The sequence below is a fragment of the Paenibacillus sp. JSM ZJ436 genome (assembly GCF_044383795.1).
GTDB classification, from domain to species: Bacteria; Bacillota; Bacilli; order Paenibacillales; family Paenibacillaceae; genus Paenibacillus_AQ; species Paenibacillus_AQ algicola.
In genome coordinates this window covers 1-15,437 of sequence record NZ_JBISEO010000031.1, presented here as the reverse complement: position 1 = coordinate 15,437, position 15,437 = coordinate 1, and the positions used below count along the sequence as shown (strand labels likewise).

The 15,437-nt window shown below is 39.1% G+C and carries 17 protein-coding genes; 11 read left to right on the top strand and 6 right to left on the bottom strand.

Annotated features, from left to right (window positions below; all coding sequences use genetic code 11):
• Positions 1–405: 405 nt before the first annotated feature.
• Positions 406–714, bottom strand: coding sequence for a hypothetical protein (locus ACH6EH_RS19965; RefSeq protein ID WP_397333568.1), 309 nt, complete (start codon positions 712–714; stop codon positions 406–408).
• Positions 715–842: 128 nt separating this feature from the next.
• Here ACH6EH_RS19965 and ACH6EH_RS19960 point away from each other — a divergent pair, with 128 nt between their 5' ends.
• The 3 genes from ACH6EH_RS19960 (at position 843) to ACH6EH_RS19950 (ending at position 3,843) form a co-directional block, all read left to right on the top strand.
• A complete protein-coding gene (locus ACH6EH_RS19960) occupies positions 843–1,649 on the top strand; it encodes a hypothetical protein (RefSeq protein WP_397333567.1) in 807 nt (268 codons plus the stop codon).
• Positions 1,650–2,766: 1,117 nt separating this feature from the next.
• Positions 2,767–3,162 (top strand): hypothetical protein, encoded by a 396-nt coding sequence (locus ACH6EH_RS19955; RefSeq protein WP_397333566.1) that lies wholly within the window; start codon positions 2,767–2,769, stop codon positions 3,160–3,162.
• Positions 3,163–3,204: 42 nt separating this feature from the next.
• Complete coding sequence (locus tag ACH6EH_RS19950; RefSeq protein ID WP_208204587.1) at positions 3,205–3,843, top strand: ABC transporter ATP-binding protein; 639 nt, start codon at positions 3,205–3,207, stop codon at positions 3,841–3,843.
• Between the two features lie 12 nt (positions 3,844–3,855).
• Here ACH6EH_RS19950 and ACH6EH_RS19945 read toward each other — a convergent pair whose 3' ends face one another.
• Entirely contained in the window at positions 3,856–4,077 is a 222-nt protein-coding gene (locus ACH6EH_RS19945; protein ID WP_397333565.1) for a helix-turn-helix domain-containing protein, read from the bottom strand.
• Between the two features lie 1,039 nt (positions 4,078–5,116).
• Positions 5,117–5,491: a hypothetical protein gene (locus ACH6EH_RS19940; RefSeq protein WP_397333564.1), complete on the bottom strand. Its 375-nt coding sequence runs from the start codon at positions 5,489–5,491 to the stop codon at positions 5,117–5,119.
• 333 nt (positions 5,492–5,824) lie between these two features.
• Between ACH6EH_RS19940 and ACH6EH_RS19935 the strand changes: the two genes are divergently transcribed.
• From ACH6EH_RS19935 to ACH6EH_RS19920, 4 genes are read left to right on the top strand one after another with little or no spacing between them, the layout of a single operon-like run.
• On the top strand, positions 5,825–6,856 hold the full coding sequence (locus ACH6EH_RS19935; protein WP_397333563.1) for a WXG100 family type VII secretion target: 1,032 nt from the start codon (positions 5,825–5,827) through the stop codon (positions 6,854–6,856).
• Positions 6,857–6,860: 4 nt separating this feature from the next.
• Complete coding sequence (locus ACH6EH_RS19930) at positions 6,861–7,223, top strand: hypothetical protein (protein ID WP_138224776.1); 363 nt, start codon at positions 6,861–6,863, stop codon at positions 7,221–7,223.
• A 53-nt stretch (positions 7,224–7,276) separates the two neighbouring features.
• The gene (locus ACH6EH_RS19925; RefSeq protein WP_397333562.1) at positions 7,277–7,435 is read left to right on the top strand and encodes a nuclease-related domain-containing protein; all 159 of its coding nucleotides are present in this window, start codon (positions 7,277–7,279) and stop codon (positions 7,433–7,435) included.
• Positions 7,389–7,862: a CdiA C-terminal domain-containing protein gene (locus tag ACH6EH_RS19920; RefSeq protein ID WP_397333561.1), complete on the top strand. Its 474-nt coding sequence runs from the start codon at positions 7,389–7,391 to the stop codon at positions 7,860–7,862. The genes ACH6EH_RS19925 and ACH6EH_RS19920 overlap by 47 nt, the downstream gene beginning before the upstream one ends.
• Positions 7,863–8,028: 166 nt before the next feature.
• On the opposite strand, the gene ACH6EH_RS19910 is transcribed toward ACH6EH_RS19920, so the two are convergent.
• The 3 genes from ACH6EH_RS19910 to ACH6EH_RS19900 all read right to left on the bottom strand — a co-directional run bounded on the left by ACH6EH_RS19910 (position 8,029) and on the right by ACH6EH_RS19900 (position 10,276).
• Entirely contained in the window at positions 8,029–9,093 is a 1,065-nt protein-coding gene (locus ACH6EH_RS19910) for an IS3 family transposase (RefSeq protein WP_483875087.1), read from the bottom strand.
• A gap of 149 nt (positions 9,094–9,242) precedes the next feature.
• A complete protein-coding gene (locus tag ACH6EH_RS19905) occupies positions 9,243–9,422 on the bottom strand; it encodes a hypothetical protein (protein WP_397333560.1) in 180 nt (59 codons plus the stop codon).
• A 512-nt stretch (positions 9,423–9,934) separates the two neighbouring features.
• Positions 9,935–10,276: a terminase gpP N-terminus-related DNA-binding protein gene (locus tag ACH6EH_RS19900; RefSeq protein ID WP_397333559.1), complete on the bottom strand. Its 342-nt coding sequence runs from the start codon at positions 10,274–10,276 to the stop codon at positions 9,935–9,937.
• A gap of 631 nt (positions 10,277–10,907) precedes the next feature.
• Between ACH6EH_RS19900 and ACH6EH_RS19895 the strand changes: the two genes are divergently transcribed.
• From ACH6EH_RS19895 to ACH6EH_RS19880, 4 genes are all read left to right on the top strand, one after another.
• Positions 10,908–11,546: a DUF6338 family protein gene (locus ACH6EH_RS19895; protein WP_397333558.1), complete on the top strand. Its 639-nt coding sequence runs from the start codon at positions 10,908–10,910 to the stop codon at positions 11,544–11,546.
• Positions 11,547–12,998: 1,452 nt separating this feature from the next.
• Positions 12,999–13,157 (top strand): hypothetical protein, encoded by a 159-nt coding sequence (locus ACH6EH_RS19890; protein ID WP_397333557.1) that lies wholly within the window; start codon positions 12,999–13,001, stop codon positions 13,155–13,157.
• Between the two features lie 591 nt (positions 13,158–13,748).
• Positions 13,749–14,465, top strand: a complete 717-nt coding sequence (locus tag ACH6EH_RS19885) for a phosphodiester glycosidase family protein (protein WP_397333556.1) — start codon at positions 13,749–13,751, stop codon at positions 14,463–14,465.
• A 106-nt stretch (positions 14,466–14,571) separates the two neighbouring features.
• Positions 14,572–14,937, top strand: coding sequence for a hypothetical protein (locus ACH6EH_RS19880; protein WP_397333555.1), 366 nt, complete (start codon positions 14,572–14,574; stop codon positions 14,935–14,937).
• The last annotated feature ends 500 nt before the right edge of the window (positions 14,938–15,437 follow it).

Genomic DNA, 15,437 nt, shown 5'->3' with positions numbered 1-15,437 from the left:
CATCATAAAGTGCAAATCGCTCGCGTTAGTGTCTTTCGTCCGCTTGTTCCTGTTGGATAAGCTATCTCCCGAGTGGAAGGTCGCCATTTCCATGCTACTGGATAAGTGCAATAAAACGCCTGACCCAGTATCTGGTTAATCAACACGCCTGGAATAACATAGTTGATAAATGCAATGCCGGTCAAATGTCAGGTGCTGTTCTGATGTTCGGGCGGCATTTTTTATGCCACGCACGACAGGTGAAACTGTAGTAAAAGTCCGCTGTAGATCAGAGAGTCATCTTTATAATTCTACCAAGTTAAATCAATCAAATGTCATCATTCATCGGTGTATTTTATGACCATTGAGATAAAACTTCGTTCCCGATCGTGAATTTTTTTATAACCAACCAGGGATTCACGGTGTTTATAAGTATAGAGGCTGGATCCATTCACCAGTGGTTGGAACTGGACCTTGGAAAATACCGGTACTAAATTGCAGCCATACTTCTGTACCTGCTGACTGAGGGCTATCCAATGAATAAGTATTGCTGGAAGTGACATTTCTCCATCTTCCATCTGGACCACTGGATTCTGTACGAACATCAATAGCGGCTCCACCAGTAGAGTTAACACGTAAACCAGCATCTACATACGAGTTTTTTTTAACTTGAGATGCTGTTTCACCACGTGAATCATTAATGTTGTTTCCAGGAACAGTCAGGCTATAAGTCACCCAAGTAGTACCCTGAATTTCAAAATCATTCTCTTGATATGTTTCTGCTAGAGCTGCGGTAACATGTTGTTATATTTTTTGTTAATAAGTATATATATTTCCATATACATCATTGAAAGGGTGAAACCATGCTGAGCGAAATTTCAAAGGAAGTTAAGAGTAAGTTCACACCAATGCTTATTCTTCTTTGGATTGCGGTAATGAGCATTCTTATTGGAATGGCTGTTTATAGGAGCAGCAGTTATCAACTAAGGGATTCATTAGAGTTGTTTACATTTACAATAAAGGATATCCTGCCTCTTCTGTTTCCGATTTTGGCTGTAATAGTATATGTATCATCTTTTTCGCTAGAAATTGATAATCGTTTTTTAACGTATACTCGTATGCGTCGACCCATTATAAATAGTTTGAAGATTAAACTTGCAGCAAATACGATCTTATCCGGCGCTTTCTTTTTCCTGATTATCTTGGGATGTTTTGTCTTTGCATATTATATTGAACCCATGTTCGAAATTGCTCATTATGATCCAGCAGGTTTTGGTCTGACAGAGGACAATATTGCCCATGATACATACATTAGATTTACTTTTACGCAAGTTCTTGAATATGGAATATGGACGTACGCCATCTTGTATTCATTATGGATCGGGATGAATGCGTCATTATATGCTGCAATTGCACTTTATTTAGTTATTTTGGTCAGAAATCGATTCTTAGCTTTGAGCTTACCGTTTATTATCTATATCATTTCAAGCTTTACATTAAGTGCGCTTGGAGTTGAAACCTACCGGCCCAATCATGTGCTGTTTCCTTTTGACAGAGTGCAAAGTCCAATATGGACTGCGTTCGTTCCATTTGTAATTCTTTTATTTGTGCTGTTCGGCTTAGTCGTCTATGTAAAAAGGAATATCGCGAAGATAGGCAGTTTGACATGAGTTTTCTTAGAAAGCTTGTATTACAGCTTTTTAGTTGGAAGTGGTCCGTTTTCTTTATTCTTGTATTTATTTTTGGTTGGAGTAGACGAAAGTTATTGATGGACTACTCGATTCTGCTGCGTTCAAGGCTAAATCAATGGGATATTGTGATTGGAGTGCTCAGTGATCCGTTTGTTCTGTTATATCTCTTTTTTCCAATTCTGCTTCTCTTGTCTTGTTTGAACATTAAGCAGTTATGGAACGAGACACATCTGATACGAGTTAAAACTTGGTCACGGTGGACCGTATACTCTATGATCCAATTCTTGCCTACAACCGTTGCCGCTGTATTCATCATGCTGGTCGTGTCCATTGTGTTATCGTTTGGCCTGCCTGTTGAAGCAAACTGGAGTGAATTTAGTAAAGCGCCGACTTCAACATTTAATCATGTGAGTGCCTTAGTACAGCAATCAGGTCTATTTCCGTGGGCGGTTATTATATTACAGCTGGTACTGATCATTTTATTTATGTTAACGATACATGTACTAATAGCCAGTATATTTCTTTATTTTCCTTCTAACCTGTACTTAAGTGTGATGATATTTTTATTGTTGTCGTATACTTTGGTTACCTTCAGATATTTTCCGTTTTCTCCTCGGTTCATTATTTACAACTATATGACCATACCCACAATACTGGGGATTTATTACACGCTACTCCCTGCCTTTTTAATTTTAACTTCATTCATTTTATTGAGTATATCGGTAATCCCACTAGCGAAGAAATGGCGGTGAATACTTTGGGAGGGATCTTTAATTTAAAAACGGCAGCTTATACTTTATTCTGTCTGATTGGAATAATTAGTCCTTTTTTAAACTCGTGGGGACAGTCTGTAACGATTTGGGATAGTCTATTTCTAAAATTCTATGGCGTTTCTCCGGTGGGCGGTTATACATTTTTATCCTATATATATTACATTGTTGTATTCATCGGTTTTTTGTATCTCATTCAGTTATATATAACGGACCTTCTAGCTGTTCGCTTCTATTATGTCTCGATACGGTATCGATCCCTTTACCATTGGTTCTTCAAGATATTTCTGCGAGTAGCGATCGTTACCATGTTATGGCTGATCTCATTGATCCTGATCAATTCTTTTGTTGGTGTATTATCTGGTCAGGAAATCACGCCCCAAATGGTTCTCATAAAGGATGTAGATATCCAACAAGTCATTTTTCAATTTGTACTAAATGGATGGCTGCATTCGATGAATGGATTGCTCATCATTTTTATTGTAGCTTGGTTTTTTAAAGAAAGAACTGTTAGCTTGCTATTGCTAGGATTCATGGTCATTGCAGTGTTCCCGACTATCAATATGGGAGGCTGGCTGCCTTTAGGGCTGAACAGCATGGGTTATATTACCGGTCATTGGAGAGATTTATATAAGATTACTGGAATCCTCAGCTTTTATATTTTCGTGGAAGTCATCGTCATACTCTACTTATTTAGAAGAAAAAATATGAATTTTTATTAATAGGATCTGAATAGATATTTATAAGAAGAGGAGAAAATACCCATGAACCTGATTGAAATTGTAAACGTCAGCAAGTCCTATAAAGGGAATTTGTTGTTGGATCATGTGAATGTTTCGTTTGAACAAGGGAAAGCATATGGAATCTTAGGTCCGAATGGCTCAGGAAAATCCGTTTTATTTAAATTGATATGCGGCTTCATTAGACCAGATCAAGGTGAAATAAAGATCAGCCCGCAATATAGACGTAAGGGCTCTGACTTTCCTGAAAATTTTGGAGTTATTATTGATCGACCCGGATATTTAGCTGGTCAAACCGGATATGAGAATCTGAAAGCACTAGCCGATATTCAAGGAAACATTGATGACCATCAAATTAAAACTACGATGCGCATTCTTGGATTAGATCCTGAATTGAAACAAAAGATGAGGAATTATTCATTAGGTATGAAACAGAAGATCGCTCTTGCTCAAGCCATAATGGAAGATCAAGAGGTGCTCATACTGGATGAGCCATTTAATGCTTTGGATTCAGACAGCGTAAAGAATGTAAGAGATATGCTATTAAAATATAAAGAGGATGGAAAAACGATCATCTTAACCAGCCATAATCAAGATGATATCGATATCCTTTGCGATTCAGTATATGAAATTAGAAACAAGAAGCTATGCGAAGTGAAATAGAACATTGCTTAGTTACTCATTAACTTCCGTCAAATCTATAATCTCCCTTATGTCGTCGATGCCAAGTGCATCGGCGATTTTTTCAACATGTGAGAAGTTGATGTTTTCTCTCTTCCCATTTGATAATTCGCTTAACGCGGCATGCCGTATGTCGGCTAAACGAGAAAGCTCACGCAGTGAGATGCCTTGGCGCTGCAGCAGTTCTGGTATTCTGATGACAATCTTGTGAGCCATGAACATTCACCTCTTAGAATTTGACTATACGTTAAAACGTACCATATAATATAACTTGTTCTGGTACGCTTAAGCGTATACATTTGGAATTCAGGAGAGAGTGATGTTATGGATGCGAACGTTCAACGTTTACAAAAAGGTGGCTATAACTATGACTTGAGCATACAGGATATAGAGACAAAATACAGGCAGCAGCATCTATTGTCCCAGATATATATGCAGCATACACTCCATTTCCTAAATCATAATCTTCATAAGCCTTGCTGTATCCTATGTAGCCAATCCTTAGATTCGATGCTCAAAGCCATATATATCAAGGAGAAGGGTAGAGAGGGGCCGCCATATTTTACGATTGAAGATGTGCTCAGCCTCACGTACGATGTATCGGATTTTCCCATAGAATTATTGAATCTAATTGAGGCTATAAAGATTATAGCTGCTAATTCCTCACCATATTACACACCCATCTTGTTTAATCCGTCTCACCTTAAGAAGCTGGTCCGCCAAGTAGATCTGTTGTTATCTCGTCTTTCCCCTAAAGTGATTCCCTCTTCCGGCCAACAGTACAAGTCCATCTTCTAATCCTAAATTCAAGGAATCTGTCAGCGCAGAATTACAGGCAATAGTGCCAAGGTGTAATTTTCTGGACGAAGAAACACTCACATTATCCCATCCAGCAATAAGCCCGAATCGAAGACCTGGCAGGATCACGCAGAAGATCTGTGGGAAGGTGTGAAGACGGGCGGCAAGAATATCGCATGTAAAACAGATTGTGTAGTGCGGCCGGGCAAAGTTGCTAATTCAAGTGGGTGAGAGTCCCATCAGGGTAAAGCCTGACCAGCCATCCTGTAGCTATTTCTTGAAGGCGATTCGGTAACTAAGGTTACTTTTGAAAATGGTCAAAATTATCATTTAGATTTAACAAATGATACGGTAGAACTGCTTCAATCTTGGAGATCCGTTGTACGGATGTGGACTCATAAAATAACAAAAAATCCGAGATTAGAGGATTGATCTCATTCTCGGATTTGTTTGTTATTTATTTTTCATAATGTATTACTAAGTCTTCGGGATTATCGGACTTTAAAACAAGTTCTTTGTTTTCAAATAAAACAATTTGAGGTAAATCTTCTAAATTAAAAATATTTTTGTAATTATATGACTTATCGTTTCCTATATCAATAAATGAGACATTGGTTATTGGCTTATCCGGTCTTAAGTTATTGTTAATGTAATCTACATTCTTTTGGATTTCCCTTGTAAAAGAATTTTCTAACAATTGATTAGTAAATACAACTATTGTTACTTCGTTGGTTTGGTTCTTTGTTAAGTCACTAATAGCTTTTTGGTTAACGTTATCACTGCATCCCGCCATAACGAACATCAACAATAAGCATATCATTGTTTTTTTCATGACATGAATCCCTCCAATGTTGAATTAAATTTTTGTATAGCTCTATTCTGATTAGAAAGCAATTAAATCTATGATCAGAATGAAACATTTTATGTTCAATCGAAATATTCTTATGAGATAAATATGGGTACGTACAAACCATACATTTAAATGTTGTTGAATACAATACCTATTAAGGGATAAAGTGGATCATACCTAATTGGGTCCATCATGTTTTGATGAAGCCATTCAAGTTTAGCCGCCTGTATTTACTTCAAAAGCTGAGTAAAAGAGAATTCCTATAAAATCTTGTCCCAACAGTTTCACCTAGCTTCCCTGCAATTGGAGTGGACCGTGAACCAACTGAATCGTCAAATGGACACGATGCTGCTATGGGAAGGAACGACACGGCAGCGGTTTTATGCGGATTATGATCGAGCTCGACTGGATCTGAAACGGGTTATTGAACTTATGGAGTCTGTGAGTGTAGAGTTAAAGGGGATATCGATCAAGTTCCGTCTCTTGGATGAGGAAGTGTCCTCGAAAATTGCTTCAAGTGGTAGATCTGAAGCGCCTCCCGAACCGAAAACCTGGCAGGATCACGCAGAGGATCTATGGGAAGGTGTGAAGACAGGCGGCAAAAACATAGCGAATTCCATAGTGGATACGGGAGAAGCTCTCATTGAAGATCCACTTGGAACCATAGGAGACATGGCGTACAATGCCACGATCGGAACGGTAGAGGAAGTCATTGACACTACGGTCTGGGGAACTAAAATGGCTTTTGATGTGGGGGATACCCGCGAGAAATTTGAAGAGAGTGTAAATGCTGCGGGAGGAACCAGCCAATTTATCGGACAACAGGGTGCGATGATTGCAGGTGGCCTTGCTCTTCGCCGGGTAGGAGTCAAGAATAGCTCTAAGTCTCATACTAGCAGCAGCGACTATAATAAAATTAAAGATACTAAAGATGCTAGGCTTAACACTTATGGTGATGCACTTCGACAAAAACTTGGGCCAGCTCAAGATTCGCATATAGACGAATATAAAAGTATTCTTAAACACGCTGAAGAATCAGGAGTGAAAGTTGATTTCAGAAAAGGTACACTAGCTTACGAGCCTTCTTTTAACAATCCAGGAAGACTCATACTTGATCCAGAAGCTTCAATAGGTGCTGTTCGACATGAATATAGGCATATGTTAGATGATTTTGATTTAGGTCATCCTGGAATGAGAGTGATCGCTGACAGTGAATTGTTTTGGCGACTTGAATATAGGGGTTACATGGAGGAAATAAGATTAGCGAGAGAAATACGTGAGTACGATGCAGGGAGATTTATTTTGAAAGAAATGCGAGCTAGAAGGCAAGAAATACTTGGGAGGTAGAGTCATGAATGAGGTTCAACTCGTGATTAATAATATAAAAAATAATAACGTAGCGAAGGACGAACTAGTACATTTTCTCGACAGTCATAATATCTTAATTAAGGCGAATGCAATCTTTCAAATTGTAAAACTGAAAATTGACGATGATATTGTAATTCAAAAATTAGCTAAGTTAGCTCAAAATGCGGAAGAAGAACCTAAAGTAATAGGACTTTACAACAATTCTCACTTTGCTTTAGCAGCATTAAGTTGGCTAGAAACAGAAAATTCACTCGAGAAATTTGAGGGAATCGTTAATGGTTTACAGCCAGACAAATACAGCACATTGCAAAATCTTATTGAAGAAAGACCTTATCTGTATTTATAAATCTATACTAAGGAGGTGGGGTTTTCAGGCATGTTGTCATCACGCCGCAGGGGTTGTTTGTTATTGAGACGAAGAATTATAACGGAAAGATCAAGGGGAGCAGACAGAACAAGTCATGGACGGTGAGCGGCAGGTTTAAAATGTACGATCCTTTTATGCAGAATTATGGTCATATCCAAGGATACCCGCGACCAGTTCGAAGAGAGTGTTAATGAAGCGGGAGGAACCAGCCAATTTATTAGGCAGCAGGGCGCGATAATTGCCAGTAATTTAATTTTTGGCAGGGTCGGCCTTAAGAACCGTCACGATTCAGCTGCGGAGGGCGGTGATGACTCCAAGGGGACTGAACACTCTTTACCAGATGAAAATAAACCAAAAGGAAATTACACAAGGGGAGACTCTCATGGTGTTAAGAAAGAGAATGAATCGGCGGATCTATTAGCAGCTCAAGGTTATAATATTGAAATGTTAGATGAAGTAAATGGAGGAAATGGATATGGCATAAAAGAAACGTCAAATCCAGATTTTCTAATTGAAGGCAAGGTGTATGACTGTTATGCACCTACAACCGATGCGAACGTTGATAATATTCTAACTCAACTTTCGCAGAGCGAAAATCGTCTTAAATGCATGGTGTAACTGAAGAAATCGCGTATTCAATATAATCGTTGCAAAATAGAAAAACACCACTTCATTTGGTAAAGTGAGAGTGTCGAACAATCACTACCATACAGAAGAGGTGTCCTCTACATGATAGAGCAAAACGTCCATCAGAATCAACTTCCTAATGAAATCAAATCGGCATTCAAAGAACTAAAAGTGCTGCAGCACTTGAAAACAGCGGGCGGTTTAACCCCTTTAATCCGGACCACGCACCTCTTATTCGACCAATTGCATAGAATTGCTTAAGGTTGTTGCGGTTTTCGTCATTTTTCTTCCGGCGGTTACACTTTGATGACCTTGGGCTCCACCATCCCTTGTTGAATTGCCTCTCGATATTCGTACGGCGACAGATCGTATAAGCTACCATGGATTCGCTTGTGATTGTAGTTGTGGATAAGCTGCTGACGATTTCATACGCTTGTTGATAGTTCTCAAACTCGTGCCGCTGATAACACTCCGATTCCAGAATCGCATGGAAGGATTCGATATGCGCATTCTTGTTTGGCGTCTTGGGTGGAATGCGTTCGTGAACGATTTGAAACTGTGCACAGGCCTCCGCAAAGCGATGGCTAATGAACTGGGGACCATTGTCAGAGCGAATGACAGGTCGATTCGTTTTGTCAAAGAGCTGGCGCTTCATCAGCGCTTCCTGCGTGATTTGAACCAAGTCCTTGGCCTCGCAGGACAGGCCGTGATGATAGGCGACGATCGCCCGGTCGAACACATCGATGATGCTCAGCAGGAAGAAGAAGCGCCCTTCGCCTTCGACCCACCCATACTTAATATCCGTTTCCCAGAGCTGATTGGAGCCTGTGAGCAGCCGGTTATTGGCCAGGCGCTTCGGATGCTTGATCTTCAGCTGCCGCTGGGGCCGCAGGACGTTCATCGCCTTGCACAGGCGGTAGACTTTCTTCTTGTTGATCACCAGACGATGCTCACGCTGCAGCATCTTTGTCAGCTTTCGGTACCCGTAGACGGACGTATACTCGTCCGCCAGTAGTTCCATGATCCACTCGCTCACTTGTTCATCGCTAATCCGCTTGCCGTCTTGCGTGGTTGAATAACCAGGCGCGGGGCGACCGCTCCTGTGGATAGGTTCGTGATGTTCAGATCGATTCACATGTGCATAATACGTCGAACGCTGCACGTCTAAAATGCGCAGCACCAGACGAATGGCATGCCCCAACTGAATGTACTTCTGAGCAATGGCTATTTTATCCTCAAGTTTGGATTCGTTTTTTTTAACAGGTCACGGAGGATTTCTCGCTCCAGCGCCTGCTCGGCATACAGCTTCTTCAGCTTCTCATGCTCCTTCTCCAAGGTGGCATAATCCGATGCCGTTGGGATGAAGGCGCTTTACTTCAATGCGGATCCGTCCAGTTGTTCCAGATCCATGCGGCTGAGCTCCTTCGCCCAGCGAAGCACCATCTTGGGATCCAATTCATGCTGCCGGGCGACGGTCGTCATGTTCCCGACCTCTCTACCCTTGGCGACCACCATCTTTTTGAAATTTAGATCGTACCGTTTTCTCTCCATTTGCGTTCCCCTCCGACTGATTTCAGTGTATCGGAATAAGGGGTGTATTGTCCAAGTTCATTTGGGGGCTAAATAGATAATACAAAACCGTTTGGTATAAAACTGCTGAAGAAAAGGGCTTAGAGTAGATATCTCTAGGGCCTTTTCTTTGTTATTTATGGATTCGAAGTGTTAGGACACTTTTAAACACCTTAGCCCAGAAGGAGCACTCAGCCGCAGGCTTCTGATTGATCTGTTGTCTCTGTATTAAACACGTCCCATGTTACCAGCTACGTCCAGGATAAAGGTGTTAAACAAACTAAATATGCCCTTCCATCCTCAATTATGGAGAGGGCATATGGCCTGTTATTCTTCGTTATAGATGAATTCTAGAAATTCGACAATGATCTCGGAACTGAGATCCTCTGGGGGCAGAAGGGTGTATCTACTTATTTTCTGTATATCTGGTTTGAATAAATTGAGTAGACGAAGAACTGCTTCAGAATCCTTCTTTTTCGCTAAATTTATTAGTTCTATAAATTCATCTTCTTTGATAATTCGTTCAACATCTTTCTCTTCCATTTGTTCACCGCCTGTTGACTCATGTTTAGCTGCCGGGCAACTTCAATTTCGGAGAAACCTTGTAAGTAAATTTTATCTAATATATATTTACCGTTTTTAGGTAAGTCTTTAAATGCCTGCTCCATTAAAATGTTATCTATAGAATGTTTTGTAAAATCTTCTCTAATGTAATCACGATCAATAAGAGGCAATTCCTTATTATTTATTTTTTTCGCTCTATATTGTGCTCTCCAACCTATCCTATAGATCTCGGTCCTATAACGCTCATATGTTGTTAAATGCTTTTCTGACATATGGTAACTCCTTTCCGCGTAAATTCTCATGTTCTGTATGTAGGGAAAATTATCACTACTATTCACAACCAAAAAGGAACGTTTGTTCTTATTATATATTAAATAATTATTTATATCCTGTATTTATATGGTAAATAAATGTAGCTATGTAACGCTATTTACTTAGTTTCTTTGTGTTATATGGCAATAAATGTCGGAGGACAAAAGCATTGTCCCATTGAAAGTGACTATTTTAGCGGCTTTTTATTTTATCGGTACAAGTTCTTGTCCCTAGCCAAGGACAAGAACTTGTACCGATTAACTAAATATGAAGATCATGTAGTTTAAGGCACCATAAATGTTTACGACAACAACTTATATACAATATGTATGAGTTATTATTAGCTAACGGGTAGGTTCTAGGATATGAAACAGAAGATAACTATCTTGGTGTAAATGATTACTTAAAGACTTAAATAATTATGAGTGCAGATAAATTTCATGAAAAAACTCAAATCTGTTTCTTTGCGGATTGAGTATCGTTAATGGCTGCGACTTATGTTTGTTTAATTGAGACTGGCTGCGCTTTCATACTTGATTTATCCAGATGTTAGTATTATATTAAAATTTGTGGATTAAGGAGGAAAATCATTTGATCTTTAATAATTTCGAAGCCGTTTATTATACCATACTCATGATGGTACCTGGTTTTATTATGAACATGGGGTATAATTACATTCTCCCTACAAGAGAAGGTCAAGCTCCAATCTATCTTGTAAGATTTATAGTTTTCAGCTGTGTTAATTTTGCATTCGCTTGGCCAGTCATAAATAGGCTAATTCAATCCCGGTACTGGGAGCAACATCCTTTTAGATGGTCTCTCATACTTGGATTAATCGTGTTATTATTACCGTATATTATTGGATTAATTGCGGGGATAGCTACTGAAAGAGATTGGATACGGAAGTTCATACTAAAGATAGGGGTCAATCCAGTCCATCCATCGCCAACTGCATGGGACTACATCATGTCTAATGATTCAAGTTATGTTATTGTGACTTTGAAAAACGAGTTTGTGATATATGGACTTTTTGCCTCGAAATCTCTCGCTTCTACCGTACCAACAGAGAAGGACCTATACTTAGAAGAGATATTTGAATTGGACGAGAACGAAGAATGGCTACCTAAAGCAAAAGGAATATGGATTAGTGGTTCCGAAATTTTACATATTGAATTTCTAATTTCAGAAAATAAGGAGGAGAAACATGAAGAATCAGAATCAACAGAGTAGAGTTGTAGAAACATATGGGTATCAGCCTAGGGCGAAATTAGAAGAAAGGGGTCTACAGCCAAAGGCATCTGGTAAGTCATTAAGCACTCCCAAAGGTGGGAGTAGTGTAAAAAAACCATAGAAAGGGGACGTTTGAATGACACCAAACAAGCAGCCATCTCCTGTGAAACAAGTAGGAAATGGGCATCAGCCAAATAGATCTCAAGAACAAATGCCTAAACCACCTAGTGGTGGATCAAGTGTGGAAAAAAAATAACGAAACAAATTCATGGGACAATAACATATTCATATTTAGAGTCGCTCATTTAGCGGCTTTTTCTATTCTAAAGGTGTACTAGTTCTTGTCTGAGCCAAGGATTAAGAACTTTATACCGACTCCGATTAGATGCATATCTAACAGTAATTACGTGCACTAAAATTTCGCCTAATTCGATATGAGCGATATTAGAAGAAGATTTATATCATATTGCAAAATTTTTATGGAAAGTGGGGTGTAGTGTGTCTAAAGTTTATAGTTCAGAATACAAGAATAACTTTGCTTTAGTTATCGGAATAAATGATTATCAGTATGTTAATCCTTTGCTCTATGCTCGTAATGTGTAATGCCCCCCATTGTCAAGACACGAATTTCCGAGAAATAAGTTAATCCTCCTTGGATTAAGTCCGAAACAGCCATCCATCTATCCGTTAATTGATGCAGCTCTGTACGATGGCGGCCATGGCTTAAAACAACGCTTCGGATTTAAGATTCTGCCCTAATAATTTTATTAAATGTTTATTGACAAATGGTTTTTTATCAATTATCATTAGGATATATTCTAGGTGATGAGGTTTACGATAGTTTTCCTCAACGCTAGAGCAGGATATGAGGGAATTACGATAGTTCTTCGCTCATTACGACGGGAACACCTTTACTGAATAGTTAAGGTGTTTTTTTTACCTAATTTTAACACACAAACATTAAGATAAAACTGGATATAATACTTAATGCGAGTTACGATAGTTCTTCGCACAACATAAAGAGGATTGAATTATGAACATTCTTCGTCCTCGCAAACGAGAAAAACGGCCCTTTCTGAATAGTCAGGGCCGTTTTTATGCGATGGTAGTCAGATACTTTAACGGGAAACGATAGCTCGATAAAAAACAAGAAGGCCCATCCTGGCCATGAGTGGCCCCAGTGGGGTGGGGGGATTAAAACCAACACCTTTGCGTTGTTAATCCTTTCTGTGCTATCAACAGTTAAAGGGCAAAAGGATGTACAGGCTTTTAATCGAAGAATCACTGGTGAATTAATCTTAAGGGCATTAGCAGTTATTATGATATCTATGGCAGTGGTTTTGGTCTCGACCTTTTTATTAGTCATAACTGAAAGTGATCCATCTAACTCTTACGATTTTCTCGTGATTATTTTTTGAAGCTACCTCTGCATTCGGTGCAGTAGGGTTATCCATGGGGCTGACGTTTGATCTATCGCCCATAGGCAAGATTATTATTATTATCACGATGTTTGTAGGGAGGCTGGGTCCTCTAATGTTAGCATTAGCACTTGCCCAGCGTGTATACAAACAACCTTTCAGATATGCAGAAGAGAAGATATTAATCGGTTAAACCATGAGCTAAAGGCGGAATTTTGCCTTTAGCTTTTTTCTAGTCTTCTTAACGTAGGGCCATGAGACTTGATCTAACTTAAACTGGACGACGTACTTATTATATGGCTCACGCCGGCTTTTCTAGATATATGAACAAAGTTAATATTTTGTACATATGTACTCATTTCCCGATTTCCCCTTATCCGCCGAAACGAAAACCACCACCAACAACCACCACCCGCCGGCGGTAAGGTAATAACGCATTATGACCGAAAAAATGTGTCTCAGGGTGTCGATCCCGAAGATGCCTTAATTAATAAGATTTCCTTTTTTAACATCAAAGGAAATCCGGGATAATTTTATATCATCATCATTGGGCTTGAGCCCCACAATACCTAAAACGGTGTTCTCGACTGATCTAGAAAGGTTAAAGCGGTAGCCTCAATATTATGATTCCACCTTAAAAAATTTATGAATTTGGGTTGTATTGTTGTCCTTGAAATTTCCCTTAATAGTAGAAGATCACAAATACATCTGCTAAAGTAAGGGGATTTAGTAGATGTATTCCCCTCTTGGTGATCTGCAAAAATCATCACAAGGAGGAATTCACATGGCATTGCCTTATACGTTTCAAATTAGAAGTTTGAATGAGTTTGGAGCTGAATTTCAATATGCTGTTTTACGCACCGAATTGTCCAGGGTCAAACCAGAAATCATTAATACCCAAATGAGACAAAAACCTCACATCGGAATTAATGGCGGGTTTTTCGCTGCCGACAATGGATATAATAATCCACCTACGGGGTTAAACTCAATTAGTTATTGGTACAATGATTCGGTCAGATATGCCTATAACGGCACAAGCAATGAACAGGTGAGCCGTAAAACATTTGTATCCTATGTTGATTCTACTAACCGCGTAAGAGGTACGCATATTTATGCAGGTAATTTGAACGCAGTGCTTGCCAACTATCCGACAGCAAGAGCGGTAATTGGTGGTACGGATTATAATGAGAGCAGTTGGTCTGGTAAATTCGCGTACCTTATTCCTAGCTATAATATTGCAAATTGGAGAACTGTACTCGCATGGGATAACACATACGCGTACATGATTGTAACTGCTAATCGTGCAGTCAATATTCCCACACTAAAACGCCACATGGAAACACTGGGATATAACCCTGTCAACTCCATAATTTTAGATGGTTCCGGATCCACCACGATGAGGGTTGCTGTTAATGATAAAGTCGAATATTATGGATCACCTACTTCAAATCGTTACATCGCTAACATGGTGCGAGTTCATGGCATTGATTGGTTTGGGTAATATTAGGCCGGCCGGGGTTGATTACAGGTGATTAATTGTTTAAAATACTAATATAAGTAATATAATTAAATACTTCCTAAGAAGTAAGATTAGGAGTAATCGCCCTATGGAAAAGAATAAAGAAATTGTCTTCAATGCTACTATTTTTTCTGCAATACTAGCTATAATTGTAGGATGGTTTATGGCCTCAGTCAGTGCTAGTAGTCAAGGGCTAAATCCTGATGATCGGTTTATTCCATTTATAATTTTATTCCTGATTTTATACGTCTTCAATTTAGTTGTTAGTATTATTAATTATGTGCTAGGTCGGATAATTAATAGTTTACCAGTACGCCTCCTTATCTTTAATGCATTTGGGATAATTATTATTTTAGGAATCAGATATATCCTTGATGATCCCATCTTTTTAGCAGCATATTCAACATTCGTGTTGTTTTCTTTTATCACGGTGTATTTTACTAAGTCAAGATAAATATAATCTTCAAGAAAAGAGCAGCTTCGGAGAGATAACCGAAGCTGCTCTTTTGCTGAAATTATCTCTGCTAAAATACTCCCTACTACCTGATTCAAAGAAAAAATATTCGACATTGATTGACAAATACCCTCCATAAGAATCCAAATTCCAACCCGATGGCTTTCCTGAATTCACTTAACCCACAGATATTTTAATATGTGTATCTACCCCTTTATTTAAAATGACGCTCGCCGAAACTTGGTGCTGTATGCCGCCATCTAAACACGGGCAAGACTCATCTGACCATAATTGATGGCTTTGACTTAATTTTAAAATCACTGTTACTGATCACCTTTCACCGCCAAGTTATCGCCCATGCATGAGGTTAGGGTATAATGCTCCCATACCTTGAGACACGGGAGGGAAAAAAATAAGTTATAATGAAGCCATGGAAAAACGGAACCGATATACCGCAGAGTTTAAGACAAAAGTCGTGCTGGAAGTGCTTCGAGAGGAGC